This window comes from Rodentibacter sp. Ppn85 (assembly GCF_001999335.1).
In the GTDB taxonomy this organism is placed as follows: domain Bacteria; phylum Pseudomonadota; class Gammaproteobacteria; order Enterobacterales; family Pasteurellaceae; genus Rodentibacter.
Map to the genome: position 1 here is coordinate 1 of NZ_MLHS01000062.1, position 16,622 is coordinate 16,622.

Annotated in this window: 14 protein-coding genes; 10 read left to right on the top strand and 4 right to left on the bottom strand. The window is 41.4% G+C overall.

The window, feature by feature from the left end:
- Positions 1-744: 744 nt before the first annotated feature.
- The 5 genes from tyrS to BKL51_RS10060 all read left to right on the top strand — a co-directional run bounded on the left by tyrS (position 745) and on the right by BKL51_RS10060 (position 5,807).
- Entirely contained in the window at positions 745-1,932 is a 1,188-nt protein-coding gene (gene tyrS / locus BKL51_RS10040) for a tyrosine--tRNA ligase (protein WP_077466541.1), read from the top strand.
- A gap of 91 nt (positions 1,933-2,023) precedes the next feature.
- Entirely contained in the window at positions 2,024-2,950 is a 927-nt protein-coding gene (locus BKL51_RS10045) for an aminoimidazole riboside kinase (RefSeq protein ID WP_077466542.1), read from the top strand.
- A 69-nt stretch (positions 2,951-3,019) separates the two neighbouring features.
- Positions 3,020-3,631, top strand: a complete 612-nt coding sequence (locus BKL51_RS10050) for a glutathione S-transferase N-terminal domain-containing protein (RefSeq protein ID WP_077466543.1) — start codon at positions 3,020-3,022, stop codon at positions 3,629-3,631.
- A gap of 7 nt (positions 3,632-3,638) precedes the next feature.
- Positions 3,639-5,093, top strand: a complete 1,455-nt coding sequence (locus BKL51_RS10055; RefSeq protein WP_077466544.1) for a glycoside hydrolase family 32 protein — start codon at positions 3,639-3,641, stop codon at positions 5,091-5,093.
- A gap of 51 nt (positions 5,094-5,144) precedes the next feature.
- Positions 5,145-5,807: an NAD(P)H-dependent oxidoreductase gene (locus BKL51_RS10060; RefSeq protein ID WP_077466545.1), complete on the top strand. Its 663-nt coding sequence runs from the start codon at positions 5,145-5,147 to the stop codon at positions 5,805-5,807.
- Positions 5,808-5,897: 90 nt separating this feature from the next.
- Here BKL51_RS10060 and BKL51_RS10065 read toward each other — a convergent pair whose 3' ends face one another.
- Genes BKL51_RS10065 through BKL51_RS10075 form a run of 3 tightly spaced genes read right to left on the bottom strand, consistent with a single transcriptional unit; the run spans position 5,898 to position 8,196 of the window.
- On the bottom strand, positions 5,898-6,671 hold the full coding sequence (locus BKL51_RS10065; protein WP_077466547.1) for a TIGR01619 family protein: 774 nt from the start codon (positions 6,669-6,671) through the stop codon (positions 5,898-5,900).
- A gap of 9 nt (positions 6,672-6,680) precedes the next feature.
- Positions 6,681-7,484, bottom strand: a complete 804-nt coding sequence (gene xthA / locus BKL51_RS10070) for an exodeoxyribonuclease III (protein WP_077466548.1) — start codon at positions 7,482-7,484, stop codon at positions 6,681-6,683.
- A 31-nt stretch (positions 7,485-7,515) separates the two neighbouring features.
- The gene (locus BKL51_RS10075; RefSeq protein ID WP_077466586.1) at positions 7,516-8,196 is read right to left on the bottom strand and encodes a TIGR01621 family pseudouridine synthase; all 681 of its coding nucleotides are present in this window, start codon (positions 8,194-8,196) and stop codon (positions 7,516-7,518) included.
- An 18-nt stretch (positions 8,197-8,214) separates the two neighbouring features.
- On the opposite strand from BKL51_RS10075, the gene cls reads away from it, so the two are divergent.
- The 5 genes from cls to BKL51_RS10100 all read left to right on the top strand — a co-directional run bounded on the left by cls (position 8,215) and on the right by BKL51_RS10100 (position 15,424).
- A complete protein-coding gene (gene cls, locus BKL51_RS10080) occupies positions 8,215-9,675 on the top strand; it encodes a cardiolipin synthase (RefSeq protein ID WP_077466549.1) in 1,461 nt (486 codons plus the stop codon).
- 74 nt (positions 9,676-9,749) lie between these two features.
- On the top strand, positions 9,750-10,514 hold the full coding sequence (locus BKL51_RS10085) for an ATP-binding cassette domain-containing protein (protein WP_077466551.1): 765 nt from the start codon (positions 9,750-9,752) through the stop codon (positions 10,512-10,514).
- Between the two features lies 1 nt (position 10,515).
- Positions 10,516-11,406: an iron-siderophore ABC transporter substrate-binding protein gene (locus tag BKL51_RS10090; RefSeq protein ID WP_077466552.1), complete on the top strand. Its 891-nt coding sequence runs from the start codon at positions 10,516-10,518 to the stop codon at positions 11,404-11,406.
- A complete protein-coding gene (fhuB, locus tag BKL51_RS10095; protein ID WP_077466553.1) occupies positions 11,400-13,373 on the top strand; it encodes a Fe(3+)-hydroxamate ABC transporter permease FhuB in 1,974 nt (657 codons plus the stop codon). Before BKL51_RS10090 ends, fhuB begins: the two co-directional genes overlap by 7 nt.
- 32 nt (positions 13,374-13,405) lie before the next feature.
- A complete protein-coding gene (locus BKL51_RS10100; RefSeq protein ID WP_077466554.1) occupies positions 13,406-15,424 on the top strand; it encodes a TonB-dependent siderophore receptor in 2,019 nt (672 codons plus the stop codon).
- Between the two features lie 96 nt (positions 15,425-15,520).
- On the opposite strand, the gene BKL51_RS10105 is transcribed toward BKL51_RS10100, so the two are convergent.
- Complete coding sequence (locus BKL51_RS10105; protein WP_077466555.1) at positions 15,521-16,579, bottom strand: TIGR01620 family protein; 1,059 nt, start codon at positions 16,577-16,579, stop codon at positions 15,521-15,523.
- Positions 16,580-16,622: the final 43 nt, after the last annotated feature.

Genomic DNA, 16,622 nt, shown 5'->3' on the forward strand with positions numbered 1-16,622 from the left:
CATAAATGTCCTCTTAATTTAAAGTTGAGATGGATTTATACGGCTTAGTATAAATGTAAGAGGTGTGATTTAACAATAGCTTGTTAAAGCTGCTAACTATTATTTAGATTCAAATTCAAGAGGATAATTAAAATAGTGCATTTCTGCCATAGTAAAACTATCTCGCAATTAAGCGATCCCTATCATACTTCAAACATATCTGTTCTATAACGTAAGGCTTTTCCGCATTTCTCTTATCGTAATTTTTGGTATTAAATCGCCTTTGACCGCCGTTTTTAATAACTATGATAGTAACGATGGTATGCTCCATTCTATCTCGTGGTTACTAAAATATAGGATAACCCCAGATATGGTAGGCTTGACAAAACCTATTAACAATAAGACTGTAGATTGTTAATGATCATGCAAAAATGAACTAGGCAGACGCAAGAAGATCGTCGAAAAGTGATCTATGTATCTTTTGATAAATTCCTTTCCTTTAGTACGGAAACGACACAAAAATAACTTGGGCATATCTCTCCATAAATGACAAAACGTTACATCCACAAGGATAAAATTATCTCATCTACTAAAATCTAGTTTCGCAACACGCCTCATAATTTTGGAACTCTCCTAACATTTACTACTAATAACGCATTGATATGAAATGAGTTTTTAACGAACTAAAAACATCATTTTTTTATTCACAAATCTTTTAGAATCCCTATAATAAACTATCTCAAAATCATAATTAGGAAATAAATAATGACTGATATTAACACTGTTCTCGCGGAGCTGAAGCGGGGTACCGATGAAATTCTTTCCGAAACGGATTTAATTGAAAAATTGAAAGAAAATCGCCCATTAAAAGTAAAATTAGGCGCAGATCCTACTGCACCGGATATTCATTTAGGGCATACCGTTGTGCTAAACAAGTTACGCCAATTTCAACAACTTGGTCACGAAGTTTATTTCTTAATTGGTGATTTTACCGGTATGGTAGGCGATCCTTCCGGTAAAAATACCACCCGTCCTCCATTAAGCCGCGAAGATGTACTACGCAACGCAGAAACCTATAAAGAGCAAATTTTCAAAATTCTTGATCCGCAAAAAACCAAAATCGTCTTTAATTCCGAATGGTTAGGTAAGTTGGGTACGGAAGGAATGATTCGCCTGGCAAGTAATTATACCGTTGCCCGTATGCTGGAACGTGATGATTTCAAAAAACGTTTTACCAATAATCAACCTATTGCGATTCACGAATTTATTTATCCTCTATTACAAGGGCACGATTCCGTGGCATTAGATGCGGACGTCGAACTTGGCGGTACCGACCAAAAATTCAATTTATTGGTTGGTCGCGAATTACAAAAATCAGCCGGGCAAAAACCGCAAGTGGCGATCACCATGCCATTACTTGTGGGCTTAGACGGCGAGAAAAAAATGTCAAAATCCCTTGGCAACTATATCGGTGTCACCGATGCTCCGAATGATATGTTCGGTAAAGTAATGTCGATTTCCGATGAGTTAATGTGGGATTGGTATAATCTTCTTTCGTTTCGTCCATTAGCTGAAATTGAGCAACTAAAAGTCGATGTAAAAAATGGTAAAAACCCGCGTGATGTCAAAATTTTACTCGCTAAAGAATTAATTGCCCGTTTCCACGATGAAGCAGCCGCAGAAGCAGCAGAACAAGAATTCATCAATCGTTTCCAAAAAGGAGCAATGCCGGACGAAATGCCTGAATTTACTTTTATCGGTGAAATGGGTTTAGCAACGTTATTAAAACAAGCGGGTTTGGTACCTTCCACTTCCGAAGCGATTCGTTCCGCACAACAAGGCGGTGTCAAAATCAACGGTGAAAAAGTTGATAATGTAAAAGAAAACGCACCAAAAGGTACAAATGTTTATCAAGTAGGTAAACGTAAATTTGCCCGTGTGACAGTAGAATAATAAAATACCCTGCGAAATAACCGTACTTTTTAAAGTGCGGTTATTTTCTAAAATGATTTACTCCCTAGTCTGTTTTATAAGGAAGATTACTATGAGCCAGAAAATTTGGGTAACCGGCGATGCCGTAGTCGATTTAATTCCTGACGGCAAAGATCATTATTTACGCTGTGCCGGCGGCGCACCGGCAAATGTAGCGGTAGGCGTAGCCCGTTTAGGCGGACAAAGCGCCTTTATCGGGCGTGTAGGAAATGATCCCTTAGGTCAATTTATGCAAGAAACGTTGAATGCTGAAAATGTGGATACCGCCCATATGATTTTAGATCCGCAACATCGAACTTCAACTGTCGTTGTCGGATTGGATAATGGCGAACGCAGTTTCACGTTTATGGTCAATCCAAGTGCGGATCAATTCTTGCAAACAACCGATTTGCCCCCTTTTCAAAACGGTGAATGGTTACACTGCTGCTCTATCGCCTTGATTAATAATCCCTCTCGTGAGGCTACCTTTGAAGCGATTCGCCGAATTAAAGCGGCGGGCGGTTTCTTCTCTTTTGATCCCAACTTACGCGAATCGCTGTGGGCAACCCTAGAGGAAATGAAGACCGTTGTGATGGAAGCCGTGGCGTTAGCTGACGTATTAAAATTCTCCGAAGAAGAGCTTACACTTTTAACTAATACCGACGGTCTTGATAAAGCCTTTGAAAAAATTACCGCACTTTATCCGGAAAAACTGATTATCGTCACCCTTGGCAAAGAGGGAGCTTTATATCATCTTGCCGGTAAAAAAGATGTGGTAGTGGGTAAAGCCTTGAAACCGGTTGATACAACAGGGGCAGGCGATGCCTTTGTAGGCGGATTATTAGCCGGACTTTCTCAATACGAAAATTGGAAAGAAAACGACATACTAGTGAAAATTATACGCCAAGCCAATGCTTGCGGTGCCCTTGCCACAACCGCAAAAGGAGCGATGTCCGCTTTACCAAATAAAACACAATTAACCGAGTTCTTGGCGAATTAATCTCAAGGTGTGTGAATTCATATTTCACGCACTTTCCTATTAAGTGCGGTCATAAATGGAGGTATTTTTATGAAACTATGGTATTCCTATTCCAGCCCTTACGTTCGAAAAGTACGCAGTGTGATTTATTATCACCAATTACAAAATCAGATTGAATTATTACAAGCGACCAGTGGAATGGATAAACATTCCCCACACAATCAAGACACCCCTCTCGGGCGCTTACCTGCACTTCAAACGGCAAACGGCGAATGGTTATATAACAGTTCGCTGATCGCAGAATATCTCGATCATTTAGGTTCGCAACCTTCGCTTTATGGCGATAGCGAACAACGTTGGCAAATTCTCCGTTTACATTATTTAGCCGATGGTATTTTAGAAAATGAAGTATCCGTTATACCGGAAAAGCGCCTACGCCCTCAGTCGGAATGGTGGATAGAGCGCCATCAACAAATTTTCCAACGTACCGAACAAAGCCTCATAGCAATTCAAAAGTCCATTGATTTATTCGGTGAAGCACTCAATATCGGTACGCTAAATACGGTTTGCGTCATTGATTTTCTGCTCTTTCGCAATGATTGGACCTACGCCACAAAACATTCCGCGATGGAATCACTAAAATCATGGGCGGAAAAAATGAACGCTCGTTATGCTTGTTTAAACGAAACTTATCCCAAATAGGACAACGATGATTATCTTCAACAACGGCAAATACAAAAGTATTCTTGCAGCAGAACAAGGCGAACTCGATACGATACGTAAAACGGTAGAAACCGATAAGCATTTCTATCCGGTTTATCATCTTGCGCCACCCACAGGGCTATTAAACGATCCTAACGGGCTTATTTTTGACGGCGAAAAATATCACCTTTTTTATCAATGGTTTCCTTTCGATGCCATACATGGCATGAAACATTGGAAACATTTCGTCACAAAGGATTTTCAATCTTATCAATCCGCCGACGATTTGATCCCTTGCGAATTATTTGAATCACACGGTTGCTATTCCGGAGGGGCGTTAAAAGTAGGTAATAAATTAGCCATGTTCTATACCGGCAATACCCGTCGTGCAAGCGATAACCAACGTGTGCCTTACCAAAATCTAGCAATTTTTGATTTAGACGGTAAATTGCTTAGCAAACGCCCATTAATTGAAAATGCCCCTAAAGGCTATACCGAGCATGTGCGCGATCCCAAACCTTACTTGACAAAAGAAGGGAAAATCCGCTTTGTCTGCGGTGCACAACGTGAAAATCTGACCGGTACGGCAATTATTTTTGAAATGGATCATTTGGATGATATGCCACGCTTAATCGGTGAACTGTCTATTCCTGCCTTTAATAACCACAATGTATTTATGTGGGAGTGTCCGGATTTACTGAAATTGGCTAATAAAGATCTTTTTATTTGGTCGCCGCAAGGTAAAGATCGTGAAGCACATCAATTCCAAAATAACTATCACGCTACTTATGCGCTTGGACAACTAAACGATAATACATTAATCGCAGAGCATATTGCCGAACTGGATCAAGGCTTTGATTTTTATGCTCCTCAAACTTTTAGCGGTTTAGATCATTCACAAACCGGCATTATGTTTGGTTGGATCGGCTTACCGGATTTAACTTATCCGACAGATAAATTTAAATGGCATTCCGCTCTCACTATGCCACGCGAAGTGCGTATTGAAAATAATCGGTTATATCAACGCCCTATTGCCCAAATTTATGAAAATATAACCGCACTTTCTGCACAAACCCTGCAAGAAAAAGCTACGATTGAATATTTGGATCGTGCCTATTTGAAATTTGATGCAGAAAATCAGCCATTCAAATTGTCTTTCTTTACTAATGAAAAAGGTGAAACCTTGCAGTTATCCTATCAAAACGGCTTAATTTGTTTGGATCGCAGTCAATCCGAACAAACGGAATTAATGGAAAAATTTGGTACGACACGTTATTGTGAAATCGCCGCTCTTCGCACAGTGGAAATTTTCTTGGATCGTTCGATTATAGAGATTTTCTTAAATCATGGAGAGAAAACAATGACCTCAAGATTTTTTATTGCCAATCGACAAAATGTTGTTGTAACAGACCGCACTTTAGACATTGAACTTGGCTTTCCGAAACAAATCGACTATGTTTAGCTCACAGCTAATCAAAATCGATAAATAGAGAAACTTAATAGAGAGGAAAATATGGTAAAACTTACTGCGCAAGAAATTATTGAATTATTCAATCAACGCAGCTCAACCCGTTATTACGATCCGAGTAAAAAAATCAGTGATGAAGATTTCCATGCCATTTTGGAATGTGCACGCCTTTCCCCTAGTTCTGTGGGATCAGAGCCTTGGAAACTCTTAGTGATTCAAAACAAAGCGTTAAGAGATAAAATCAAGCCATTTAGCTGGGGCATGATGAATCAGTTGGACAATTGTAGCCATCTGGTGATTTTACTGGCGAAGAAAAACGCACGCTATGATAGCCCGTTTTTTGTTGACGTGATGGTTCGTAAAGGGCTGACGGAAGAACAGCAACAACAAGCCTTAGCAAAATACAAAACCTTGCAAGAAAACGATATGAAATTGCTGGAAAGTGACCGCACTTTATTCGACTGGTGCAGTAAACAAACTTACATCGCCCTAGCCAATATGCTGACCGGTGCGGCGGCGATGGGAATTGATTCCTGCCCGATTGAAGGTTTCCATTATGACTTAATGAATCAGGCGCTTGCTGAAGAAGGCTTGTTTGATCCGAATGAATATGGCGTATCCGTTGCCGCAACATTTGGCTACCGCGCCCGCGATATTACGAAGAAATCCCGCAAAGCGATGGATGAAATTGTCACTTGGGTAAAATAACTGTTGTCTATTAAAACAGCCTCAAAAGGGTTAAATCCATACGTAACCTAGGGTAACATTTACCCTAGGTCAAAACGTCAAAACGGGACATTAATTCAACTGTTTATTATCATCCATCAAACTATCGCATTCCCAACCAATATAATCTCCCATAAATTGTTGGGCTAATTTTTCAAATTTTTCGACTTGTTCAAAAATCTCGCCATTATCAAGGGATAATTCCTGCTCAAGCTTGACTAAATAATAAGGTTCGTCATCTTCATTAAACTGAATAGGTTGTGCCGAATATTGCAATGCGGAAAAGGAATGATCGCCTAAGCTCAATTCATCCATAAAAGGAAACATTTTCTGTTCTTCATCGAAATGAAAACTATGTTCCACTAGATAAGTATCACTTAAATCACGCCCTTTACTTTGCAATAAACCTAACAATTCTTCGGTGGCATTCATTTTTATCTCAAGCGGTGAAGCAAGTAAAAAATCAAAATAAATATCCCAATTGGGATCCTCTTGAACACTCACCTCTTCCACAAAATCAATTTGTGATAAAGTCTCAACTAAAATTTCCGAATGCTCACAATAGAAATGCATTTTAGCCTGTCCGTTACAAATAAAATGTCCAGCAAAAAACACATTAGGAAGTGCGGTCAATTGTGCCAAAATTTTGAATATACGATTAATAAGTTTATCGTACTCCTCTTCCGACGGAAGCCCGCTCTCATCACTCTCATAATTAATGGCGAACTGCACGATTTTATTGCAATTATTACCATGAAATCGATCGATGTTTTCAATGTTTGCGGTAAACACGGCAGGCATATCATTCACACTGGAACGATAATTCTGCCAATTTGCCATATCCATATTTTATTCCTATTTAAATTCCGCCCAAATCGGTGCGTGATCGGAAGGCTTTTCCATTGCCCGAATATCCAAGGCAATGCCGGCATCAACGCAGCGTTCCGCTAATGCTTGATCCACCAAAATATGATCAATACGTAAACCACGATTATCATCAAAGCCTTTTGAACGGTAATCAAACCACGAGAATTTATCATTTGCCGTTGGATTCAATTTGCGGAAACTGTCCTCCAAGCCGTAGTCATATAAACGCTGATACCATTCGCGTTCTTCAGGCAAGAAAGAACATTTTCCGGTACGCAACCAACGCTTGCGATTTTCCTCACCAATGCCAATATCTAAATCCGTCGGGCTAATATTCATATCTCCCATAATTAAAATCGGATTGGCTTTATCGTGATCTTGTTCTAAATAACGTTGTAAATCCGCATAAAACTTTTCCTTTGCCGGAAATTTGGTTTCGTGGGTGCGGCTCTCGCCTTGCGGGAAATAGCCGTTAATTACCGTCAATAAACCAAAATCCGTTTCCAAATCCGCCATAATGATCCGTTTTTGCGCATCCTCATTATCCGTCGGAAAACCACGGCGAACGGCTTTCGGCTCTTGTTTGGTCAATAACGCCACACCATAATGCCCTTTTTGTCCGTGGTGAAATACGTGATAACCCAAATTTTCCGTGATTTCATAAGGAAAAGCCTCATCAGCCACTTTAATTTCCTGCAAACCAATCACATCCGGTTGGTATTTTTCAATCACTGCCTCCAATTGATGAGGACGTGCACGCAACCCATTAATATTAAAAGAGATAAATTTCATTTAAGTTCCTGTTTGTAAAAATTGTGAAGTATTATACAGGGATTTTGCCCTTTCCGAAAAATGGCTTTTCATTTATTTTTGCTATCACAGATTCCTTTTGCCACCATTCCCCCTCTTTCGGCATTGCTCTCACATCAAATTTTTCACCGTGAAATTCAAATTCCAACCTTGCGGCGTGCAAGTAAGTGCGGTCAACTTCAGTTGTGTTTTTGCCATAGAGATCATCGCCTAAAATCGGGCTGCTAAGGCTTTTCATAGCAACCCGTAATTGATGGGTTTTGCCGGTTTGGGGCTTAAGGATAAACAAGCGTAAATTCGGTTCGCAACTAATGCTTTCAAATTGGGTAATCGCGGGATTTTCTTTGCTTTGGCAAAGTTTCCAGGCACCATTACGGGCTTTTTTCATATCGCCGATAATCCGACCTTGTTTCTTTTTCGGCTTTTGATTGCTTAACGCAAGGTAAGTTTTCTGTATTTTATGTTCGGCAAAAAGTCGCGAAAATTCAGCCGCACTTTCCGCATTTAAGGCAAGAATTAATAGCCCCGATGTAATTTTATCTAATCGATGTACCAACCACACTTTTGCCATACCAAGTTGATTCGCCACTTGCGTGGTTAGACCAATGGTTTCCCGATCTTTATGCACGCTTACGCCACAAGGTTTATAAATAATGATAAAATCACGGTGTTGATAAAGAATGTCGAATTCCATAAGTGCGGTTAAAATCTCATGAGTTTTGAACATATTATACTGGTTTATGTTGTCCCAATGATAGTTTGGCTATCAGTGATTTCTGTTACTTTGCGTTTGCTCGTAAAAAAACAAGCGGTTTCCGCCACTCTTTCTTGGCTGATGATCATTTATTTAGTGCCGCTTATCGGCGTCTTTGCCTATCTAATTTTTGGCGAGATAAAATTAGGTACAAAACGTGCCAAGGCGTTCAAAACGTTACACCCGAAATATAGAAAGTGGCTGGCTCATTTATCACAACAATCTTCTCTCGTCAGTACGCCCAAAAATCTACAATACCGACCGCTCTTTGATCTGAATTATCAACGCCTAGGCATTCCTTGTATTAAAGACAATGAATTGCATATTCTAGACACGCCTGAAAGCATTATTCACAGTCTTATCAAGGATATTCAAAAAGCGCAGTATTCCATTAATATGGTGTTTTATATTTGGTCGAACAAAGGCATGGTGGAAAAAGTAAGTCAAGCCTTATCGGAGGCCAAACAACGTGGGGTGGAAATCCGCATTTTATTAGATTCCGTGGGAAGTCGCCCTTTTCTAAAAAGTAAAGAATGTCGAGAGTTACGCAAGCAAGGCATCGAAATTGTCGAAACCCTTTATGTTAACTTATTTAGGATGTTTTTTAGTCGGATTGATTTGCGCCAACATCGAAAAATCATTGTTATTGACAATCAAATTTCCTATACCGGCAGTATGAATATGGTGGATCCTGCCTTTTTCAAACAAGATAGCAAAGTCGGAAGTTGGGTAGATATTATGGTGCGGGTTAATGGCGCGGTATCAGCCGTATTAAACAGCCTACACGCTTGGGATTGGGAAATAGAAACCGGTGTTGAATTGCCATTATTTTTACCAAATTGTCCGCTTGTGCCGATTGATGATTATGACACACACTCCGTTCAAGTGATCGCCACCGGCCCGGCATTCCCCGATGATCTTGCGCCGCAAAGTTTAGCTTTAGCTATTTATGCCGCAAGACAAAGCATTGTCATCACTTCTCCCTATTTCGTGCCAAGCCACAGTATTGCCGAAGCTCTACGCATCGCCGCCTTACGGGGCGTAGAAGTTTCAATTATTCTACCGAAGAAAAATGATTCCCTTATGGTGAGTTGGGCAAGCCGTACCTTTTTTGACGATCTCCTTGCTGCCGGCGTGAAAATCTACGAGTTTAAAGCAGGTTTATTACACACTAAAAGCGTGCTTATTGATAACAAGCTCGTCTTAGTCGGTACAATGAACATGGATTTACGCAGTTTCTTCTTAAATTTTGAACTGGCACTTGCCGTAGAAGATTTCGCCTTTGCTAATGAAGTGTCGATTCTGCATGAGGGCTATATCGCAAATTCAGATCGTCTGGATCGAGAAAAATGGCTGTCCCGTCCCTTTTATAATCGTATTATTGAACGCTTGTTCTTTTTATTCAGTCCGTTACTATGAGTGACACCCCAAACTTGAAATAAGAATAATTTTCAAATAAAATTGTACCAATTTTTGTAGTTTTTGGATAATTTGTGTTTCAACTTCGGCAAGCGTCATTTTCAATTCCCCGGCGAACACTGCTCCACCCGACTTCCCTCTCTTTTGAAAACGGTAAGGTTTATGGGTTAATCGGGCATAACGGTTCCGGTAAATCAACATTAATCAAGCTAATGGCACGACAACAACGTCTCTCTAGCGGCGATATTTTGTTGGATAATCATTCTATTCAGCACTGGAATAGTCGGGATTTTGCCAAACAGGTGGCTTATTTACCGCAACATTTGCCACAAGCCACCAATATGATGGCAAAAGAACTCATCGCCATGGGGCGTTACGCGTGGAATGGGTTGTTTGGGCGTGAAACGGAGGCGGATAGACAAGCCATTACACGAGCTTTACAACTTACCCATACCGAAAAATTTGCCACTCAATTAGTCGATACCCTTTCCGGTGGGGAACGTTCAAGAGTTTGGCTTGCGATGTTGATAGCACAAGAAAGCCGCTTTTTATTGCTTGACGAACCCTTAGCTGCCTTAGATATCGCTCATCAGGTAGAAGTCATGCAACTGATTCACCAACTGAGTCGTGAACTAAACCTTGGCATCATCATTGTCATTCATGACATCAACCTTGCCGCCCGTTTTTGTGATCATTTAGTCGCCTTGCACAGTGGAAAATTATTAGCACAAGGCAATGCCCACGATATTGTCAATACGACCTCATTACAACAAATTTACGGCATTGAACTCAATGTGATCCAACACCCTGAAACCCATCGTCCTGTGAGTTTTTATTAATATGCCGCACCTAATTAAAAAAACGCTCACGATTCTGACCGCACTTTTCGGCTGCCTGCAAGTATCGGCCGGCGAATCGCAAGCCGGTTATGCGACGGTGGATTGGTCGGTGGCGGAAACCTTAATTGCGCTAGGCGAAGCACCACTTGCCGTGGGCGATGTGAAAAGCTATCAAACTTGGGTGATGGAACCAGCATTGCCTAAAAATACAGTTGATTTAGGTGTCCGTTTACAGCCTAATTTTGAACTGATTTCCACCTTGTCACATTCCCTAAATGCACAACCGCTGACGTTTATTCACAGCAATTTTTATGCAGCGTTGAATGAGAAATTATCTGCGTATGGAAAAGTCTACAACGCGGAGTTTTATAAAGAAGGAAATGCGTGGCATAACATCGTGGCGGCGACCCAACAAATCGGCAATATCATCGGTAAACCACAAGCCGTACAAACCTTACTTGAAAATTATCAGAAAAAAATTGCCGAATATCGACCGCACTTAATGCCTTTTACGGATCGCCCTGTGGCGTTGGTACAATTTATTGATACACGCCATTTGCGCATTTATGGCGAAAACAGTCTGCTCGGTGCGGTGATTCGGCAACTTGGCTTTCAAAATGCCTATCCCCATAACGTGAACTATTGGGGCTTTCAAAATATCGAGATTACCGAGCTGGCAAAATTGTCAAAAAATACACGATTTGTGGTGATTAAACCCTATCCGAATAATATTGCCTCGGCACTCACGCATAATACCTTATGGCAGCATTTACCAATGGCGAAAGAACCCTTGATTTTACCTGCCGTTTGGACATTCGGCGCCTTACCTTCCGCAGAACGCTTTATCACTGTGTTTGCAAACGGCTTATTACAGGGCGGTGAAACATGGTAAATCGCGGTCTGGCTTTCATTTTTGTGTTAAGTGGCATTTTCATTGTGCTTACCGGTTTCTTGTTGAATGTGCAACTTCCTATTGATCATCCTATTTTTGCGCTTTTTTATTTCACCAATAATCTTGATTTATTGTTAATACAAAGCTATACCTTTCCACGCATTGCCATTGCTCTACTAGCCGGAGGAAGCCTCGCCTTCGCCAGTCTATTATTACAACAAGTAATGGGGAATCAGCTCGCCTCCGACAGCACGCTGGGCATTAACAGCGGTGCACAATTCAGCCTATTTTTAGTCGCTATTTTTGCGCCAACTTTATTGGAATACGGTTCAAGCGTTATTGCCCTCGCCGGAGCGGTATTCAGTCTGCTATTGGTGATGACCCTTGCAGCACGCAAAACAATGTCTCCGTTATTATTGATTTTAGCCGGGGTTGTGGTGAACCTCTATTTTGGTTCTTTCAGTAGTATGATGATGTTGTTCTACCCTGAAGAATCACGCGGTTTGGCACAATGGGGCGCCGGCTCATTAGTCCAGGAAAGTTGGCACGACAGCCAATTACTGTTTGTGCAAAGTGCGGTGAGTTTTGCCTTAATTTTTACCTTACGCCGCCCGCTCACGATGCTTGCCTTAAATGATAATAACGCTAAAAGCCTTGGTGTTCCGGTAGGAAAACTCCGTTTTATCGGCGTGGTGGTGAGCGCTTATTTGATCGCTTCCGTCGTCAGTGCAGTAGGCATGCTCGGGTTTGTGGGATTAGCCGCAGCCACCGTCGTACGCCAACTGGGCGTTCGCACCTTAACGTGGCAATTAATCTCTGCTTTTATCGTCGGCGCATTGCTATTGGCGATCACCGATTTAGTCTTGCAAATCATCAATTTTTACGCTCAAATCAGCCTGCCGACCGGCGCAGTCACGGCTTTACTTGGCACGCCGTTATTACTTTGGTTGATGTTCCGCACACTCCCGCATAGCGGACGTTTGACAGACGCAGCCCCACAAAAACCCCGCCAATATCGACCGCACTTTACCCTGTTGATAATTGCCTTGTTTGCACTCAGTTTGCTTATTGCGCTTTGTCTTGGTAAAGACGCATTCCATCCACAATGGAAATTCCTCGTTCCCGATAATGCCTTTGATTTGGAGATTCTCGCTTTACGTTATCCACGCATATTGATTGCGATTTGCGCCGGAATTTTGCTTTCCATAGCAGGCGTGTTATTACAACGTTTAACCTTAAACCCGATGGCAAGCCCTGAATTACTTGGCGTATCGTCAGGTGCAAGCATGGGCGTTCTCGCCCTACTCTTTATTTTTTCCGCCCAAGCAACAGTTTGGTTTTGGCTTGCCGGTATCAGTGGTGCCTTTATTGCATTAATGATTCTAGCCGCCATTAATCAACGTAATGGAATGCTGCCGGAAAAAGTGTTACTGACAGGGATTAGCCTTTCCGCCCTGTTCGACACGCTTCAACGTCTTGCCGTCGCCACCGGTGATCCGCGTGCGAATCAATTAATCAGCTGGACTTCGGGTTCGACACAAAATACCGATCCGAATCTTGCCATACCGTTTATTTTATTGACATTAGTATTATTAGCGATGAGTTTGATTTTTAGCCGTTGGCTGGATTTATTATCACTTCAAACCCCAATGGCACAAGCCCTTGGTTTGAACATCAAACGCACTCGATGGATACTGATTATTTTTAGTGCCTTTTTAACTGCACTTGCCACCCTAATGATCGGCCCATTGAGCTTTATCGGTTTGCTTGTGCCACACTTAAGCCATTTTTTAGGTGTGTATAAAGCACGGCAACAATTACTCATTTCCGCACTGCTTGGCAGCACCATTATGCTCATTGCCGACTGGATCGGGCGACAACTTTTATTTCCTTACGAAATTCCCGCGGGGTTAGTCGCAACCTTAGTGGGCGGCACTTATTTCTTATTGATGATGCGAAAAGTTTAACGTAATTTATTCACCTTCATAGAGGACTCAACATGAAGAAAACCTTTGTTTACAGCGCACTAGCAAGTGCGGTCATTTTTGCGATGAATTCTGCGTACGCCGAAGAGCAAAAAGTCGAAGAATTGGATGAAATCAACGTAGTCGGTTCAATTGCCAAAACCGGTAAAGTTGACTATATGACACCACGTTCTATTGCCGTGCTCAATGATGAAACATTAAAAGACTGGGCATTAACTCAACTTGATGCAAGTCTTCGCTATGAAACCGGGGCATTATCACAAGTTTACGGCACAGATCTGGATACGAATGATTGGATCAAAATACGGGGAATGGATACCCGTTTAACTGTTGACGGTTCTGCCGTTTATAACACGGGTTACAGCCATTGGACACCGAATATGTATGGTGTTGAAACGGTGGAAGTGGTAAAGGGGGCGGATTCTTTAACCTACGGTTCGGCACAAAGTGGCGGTTTGATCAATTTAATCACTAAACGCCCGACTACGGAACCTAAAGGCGAGGTCAATTTCAAACTAGGCAATCGTCACGAACGTGGCATTAGCGCAGATATCAGCGATAAAGCGACGGAAAATGTGCGCTATCGCCTTGTGGCCGATTACAACAAAAAACAAGGTGAACTACGCGGCACGTGGTTAGAAAACTATTATTTTGCGCCAAGTCTGACTTGGGATATTTCTAACCGCACTTCCCTCACCTTATTAGCAAGCGTACAAAAAGACGTGGGCGTGCCAACGACAGGATTTTTCCCAATGCAGGGAACGCTTTACACTAATTTGGGGAAAATTGATCGCCGTACCAACCTAGGCGATCCCACAACGGATACCTTAAATCGTAAACAATATTCACTAGGTTATGAATTTAGCCATAAGTTTGATGAGGGCTTAACCTTCTCACAAAATTACAAATTCAATATGCAGGATGTGAAGCAACAATCCGCTTTCTCAAACGGCGTAACGGTTTTTCCAATCATCGGGCAAGGAGCGGTATTTAACGAGGTGATCACACGTAGCCACTCTATTGATAACCGCCTCACGAAAAACTGGACATTCGATAATGTAGAAAACAGTTTGACCTTAGGCATTGATTATCAATATTTAACGGCAAGAGGAAGCTACAACAGCTACTATATGCCGTATTCCGTGCCGGCAAGCTATACGCCACGTTATACACTCAACAGTCTTGCGCCCGTTTATAATGGCATTCAAGTGCCAAATAACGCCCGTCCAAACTATGATGTCACTCAGCGACAATTAGGCTTCTACTTACAAGATCAAGTTAAAATCGGTAACTGGCATTTATCCGGCGGCATACGCAATGACCGGGCTAAGGCTGAAGAAGGGGAAAAGCGTTACAAAATTAACCATACCTCATATTCCGGCGGGTTAATGTATGTAGCGGATAGCGGGCTTGCGCCTTATTTTAGTTATTCCGAATCTTTTGTGCCGGAAACCGCACAATATAAACCGACTGAAAGCAGACAATATGAAATCGGTATAAAATATTTACCAAGTTTTATTGATGGAACGTTCTCCGTTGCATACTTTGATTTGAAACAGGATAACGCCTTCACGCCAAGTGCGACAGGTAATGCTTTCCAAACCAAGGAATTAAGAAGTAACGGTGTGGAAGTTACGGCAAATTTTAACATTGCAGAAAACACCGCAATGACATTAGGTTATACGTTTAATCGCGTAAAAGATATTCGAGAAACCGGCGATGTTATCCGTCCGGCATTAATTCCCCGTCATACTGCTTCGGCGCAAGTCACCCATCAATTTCTTGATAATTTAATTGGCGGTGCGGCAATTCGTTATATCGGCACCTCATCAAACGGCACAGCGGATAATATTAAAGCACCGGCAAAAACTTTAGCTGATTTAATGTTGAAATATCGCATTAGCCACAATTGGGAGTTACAAGCAAACCTATCCAACCTCACTGATAAAAAATATGTTGCAAGTTGTTTTTATAGCACTTGTTACTACGGTGAAGGACGCCGATTCAGTGCGAATTTAACTTATAAATGGTAGGTTAAATTCCACTCACGATATAAAAATCCCAATTATGCTCAAGCATAGTTGGGATTTTTTACAAGTAAAACGCTTTTTAATTAACCTTTATCTTTATCAAACGAATTCCTGTTCTTTCACTTTTTTATTCAATACTACTTCTTTAATTGTCGCTAAAAGTTCTTTTTGAATATGTGAAAGTTTTGGTTTTTCTTTTGGCTGGAAAGCAAGCGGACGACAAAGCTCCATTGCCTTAACCCCTAAACGGGCGGTAAGTAAACCTACGCCAACCCCCTGTGCCGCACGGGCGGAAAGTTTTGCTGTAATATCTTGTGAAAGCCAATCCATACCTACCTCCTGCACTACTTCGGTTACACCGGCAAATGCGATATTTATTAATACCATACGCAATAAACGAATACGGGTCAAATAGCCAAGTTCAATACCGTAAATATCTGCAATTTTGTTGATTAATCGAAGATTTCGCCAGGCGACAAAAAACATATCCACTAAAGAAAGCGGACTAATCGCTACTACTACGGCAGATTCCGCCGCCATTTTACTAATCAACTTTTTCGCTTTTAGATCAAAAGATTTAAGCACATTTTGGCTAAATAATTGTGCCACCTCTTGTGCAGAATAAGCCTCATTCAATCGGCTTTGCCATTGAACAATAGCGGGCGATTGCTCATCTAATTGCAAACCTTTTGCCATCTCTAAACAAAGTTTTTTCCCTTGCTCACCACCAGCTGCAAAAACATCCGCATTTTTGACCGCACTTTTCTGCTGGAGTAATCGACTTTGTTGCTGTAATTTTTCACGTTTTTTCAGATAGATTAAACGCCGCCATTCGCCCACGATCTCTTTCGCACCAAACAACACAACAACCAAACTGACAAGAGAAAATGCGAAATAAATCCATTGTTGATTTTGAAAACTTGTCAAAACCCACTGTACCGATTGCGCCACGGTTGCAACTCCAAATAAAACTGCGGTAAATTTTAACACCGTTTTCCAACCTTTTGATTGTGGTTTCATTGCCCGATCAAATTGTTCATCAAGTAATTCCCCTTCTAAAGGTTCGTCCAAAATAGTTTCTACATTGGTAAATTCTTGCTTTGGCTGAAAGCGTTCTACCGTCGGTTCATCATATTGGTTGAAAATTTGTTTTTCCATTATAAAATAAGCCCTATTTTTTCCGTTCCATCGTCACATAAGT

Bases quoted from the DNA above. Each gene is read 5' to 3' on its own strand.
- BKL51_RS10060 (WP_077466545.1), top strand. From the start codon at position 5,145: ATGGTAAAACTTACTGCGCAAGAAATTATTGAATTATTCAATCAACGC.
- BKL51_RS10065 (WP_077466547.1), bottom strand. From the start codon at position 6,671: ATGGATATGGCAAATTGGCAGAATTATCGTTCCAGTGTGAATGATATG.
- BKL51_RS10100 (WP_077466554.1), top strand. From the start codon at position 13,406: ATGAAGAAAACCTTTGTTTACAGCGCACTAGCAAGTGCGGTCATTTTT.
- xthA (WP_077466548.1), bottom strand. From the start codon at position 7,484: ATGAAATTTATCTCTTTTAATATTAATGGGTTGCGTGCACGTCCTCAT.
- BKL51_RS10105 (WP_077466555.1), bottom strand. From the start codon at position 16,579: ATGGAAAAACAAATTTTCAACCAATATGATGAACCGACGGTAGAACGC.
- fhuB (WP_077466553.1), top strand. From the start codon at position 11,400: ATGGTAAATCGCGGTCTGGCTTTCATTTTTGTGTTAAGTGGCATTTTC.
- BKL51_RS10075 (WP_077466586.1), bottom strand. From the start codon at position 8,196: ATGGAATTCGACATTCTTTATCAACACCGTGATTTTATCATTATTTAT.
- BKL51_RS10090 (WP_077466552.1), top strand. From the start codon at position 10,516: ATGCCGCACCTAATTAAAAAAACGCTCACGATTCTGACCGCACTTTTC.
- tyrS (WP_077466541.1), top strand. From the start codon at position 745: ATGACTGATATTAACACTGTTCTCGCGGAGCTGAAGCGGGGTACCGAT.
- cls (WP_077466549.1), top strand. From the start codon at position 8,215: ATGAGTTTTGAACATATTATACTGGTTTATGTTGTCCCAATGATAGTT.
- BKL51_RS10050 (WP_077466543.1), top strand. From the start codon at position 3,020: ATGAAACTATGGTATTCCTATTCCAGCCCTTACGTTCGAAAAGTACGC.
- BKL51_RS10045 (WP_077466542.1), top strand. From the start codon at position 2,024: ATGAGCCAGAAAATTTGGGTAACCGGCGATGCCGTAGTCGATTTAATT.
- BKL51_RS10055 (WP_077466544.1), top strand. From the start codon at position 3,639: ATGATTATCTTCAACAACGGCAAATACAAAAGTATTCTTGCAGCAGAA.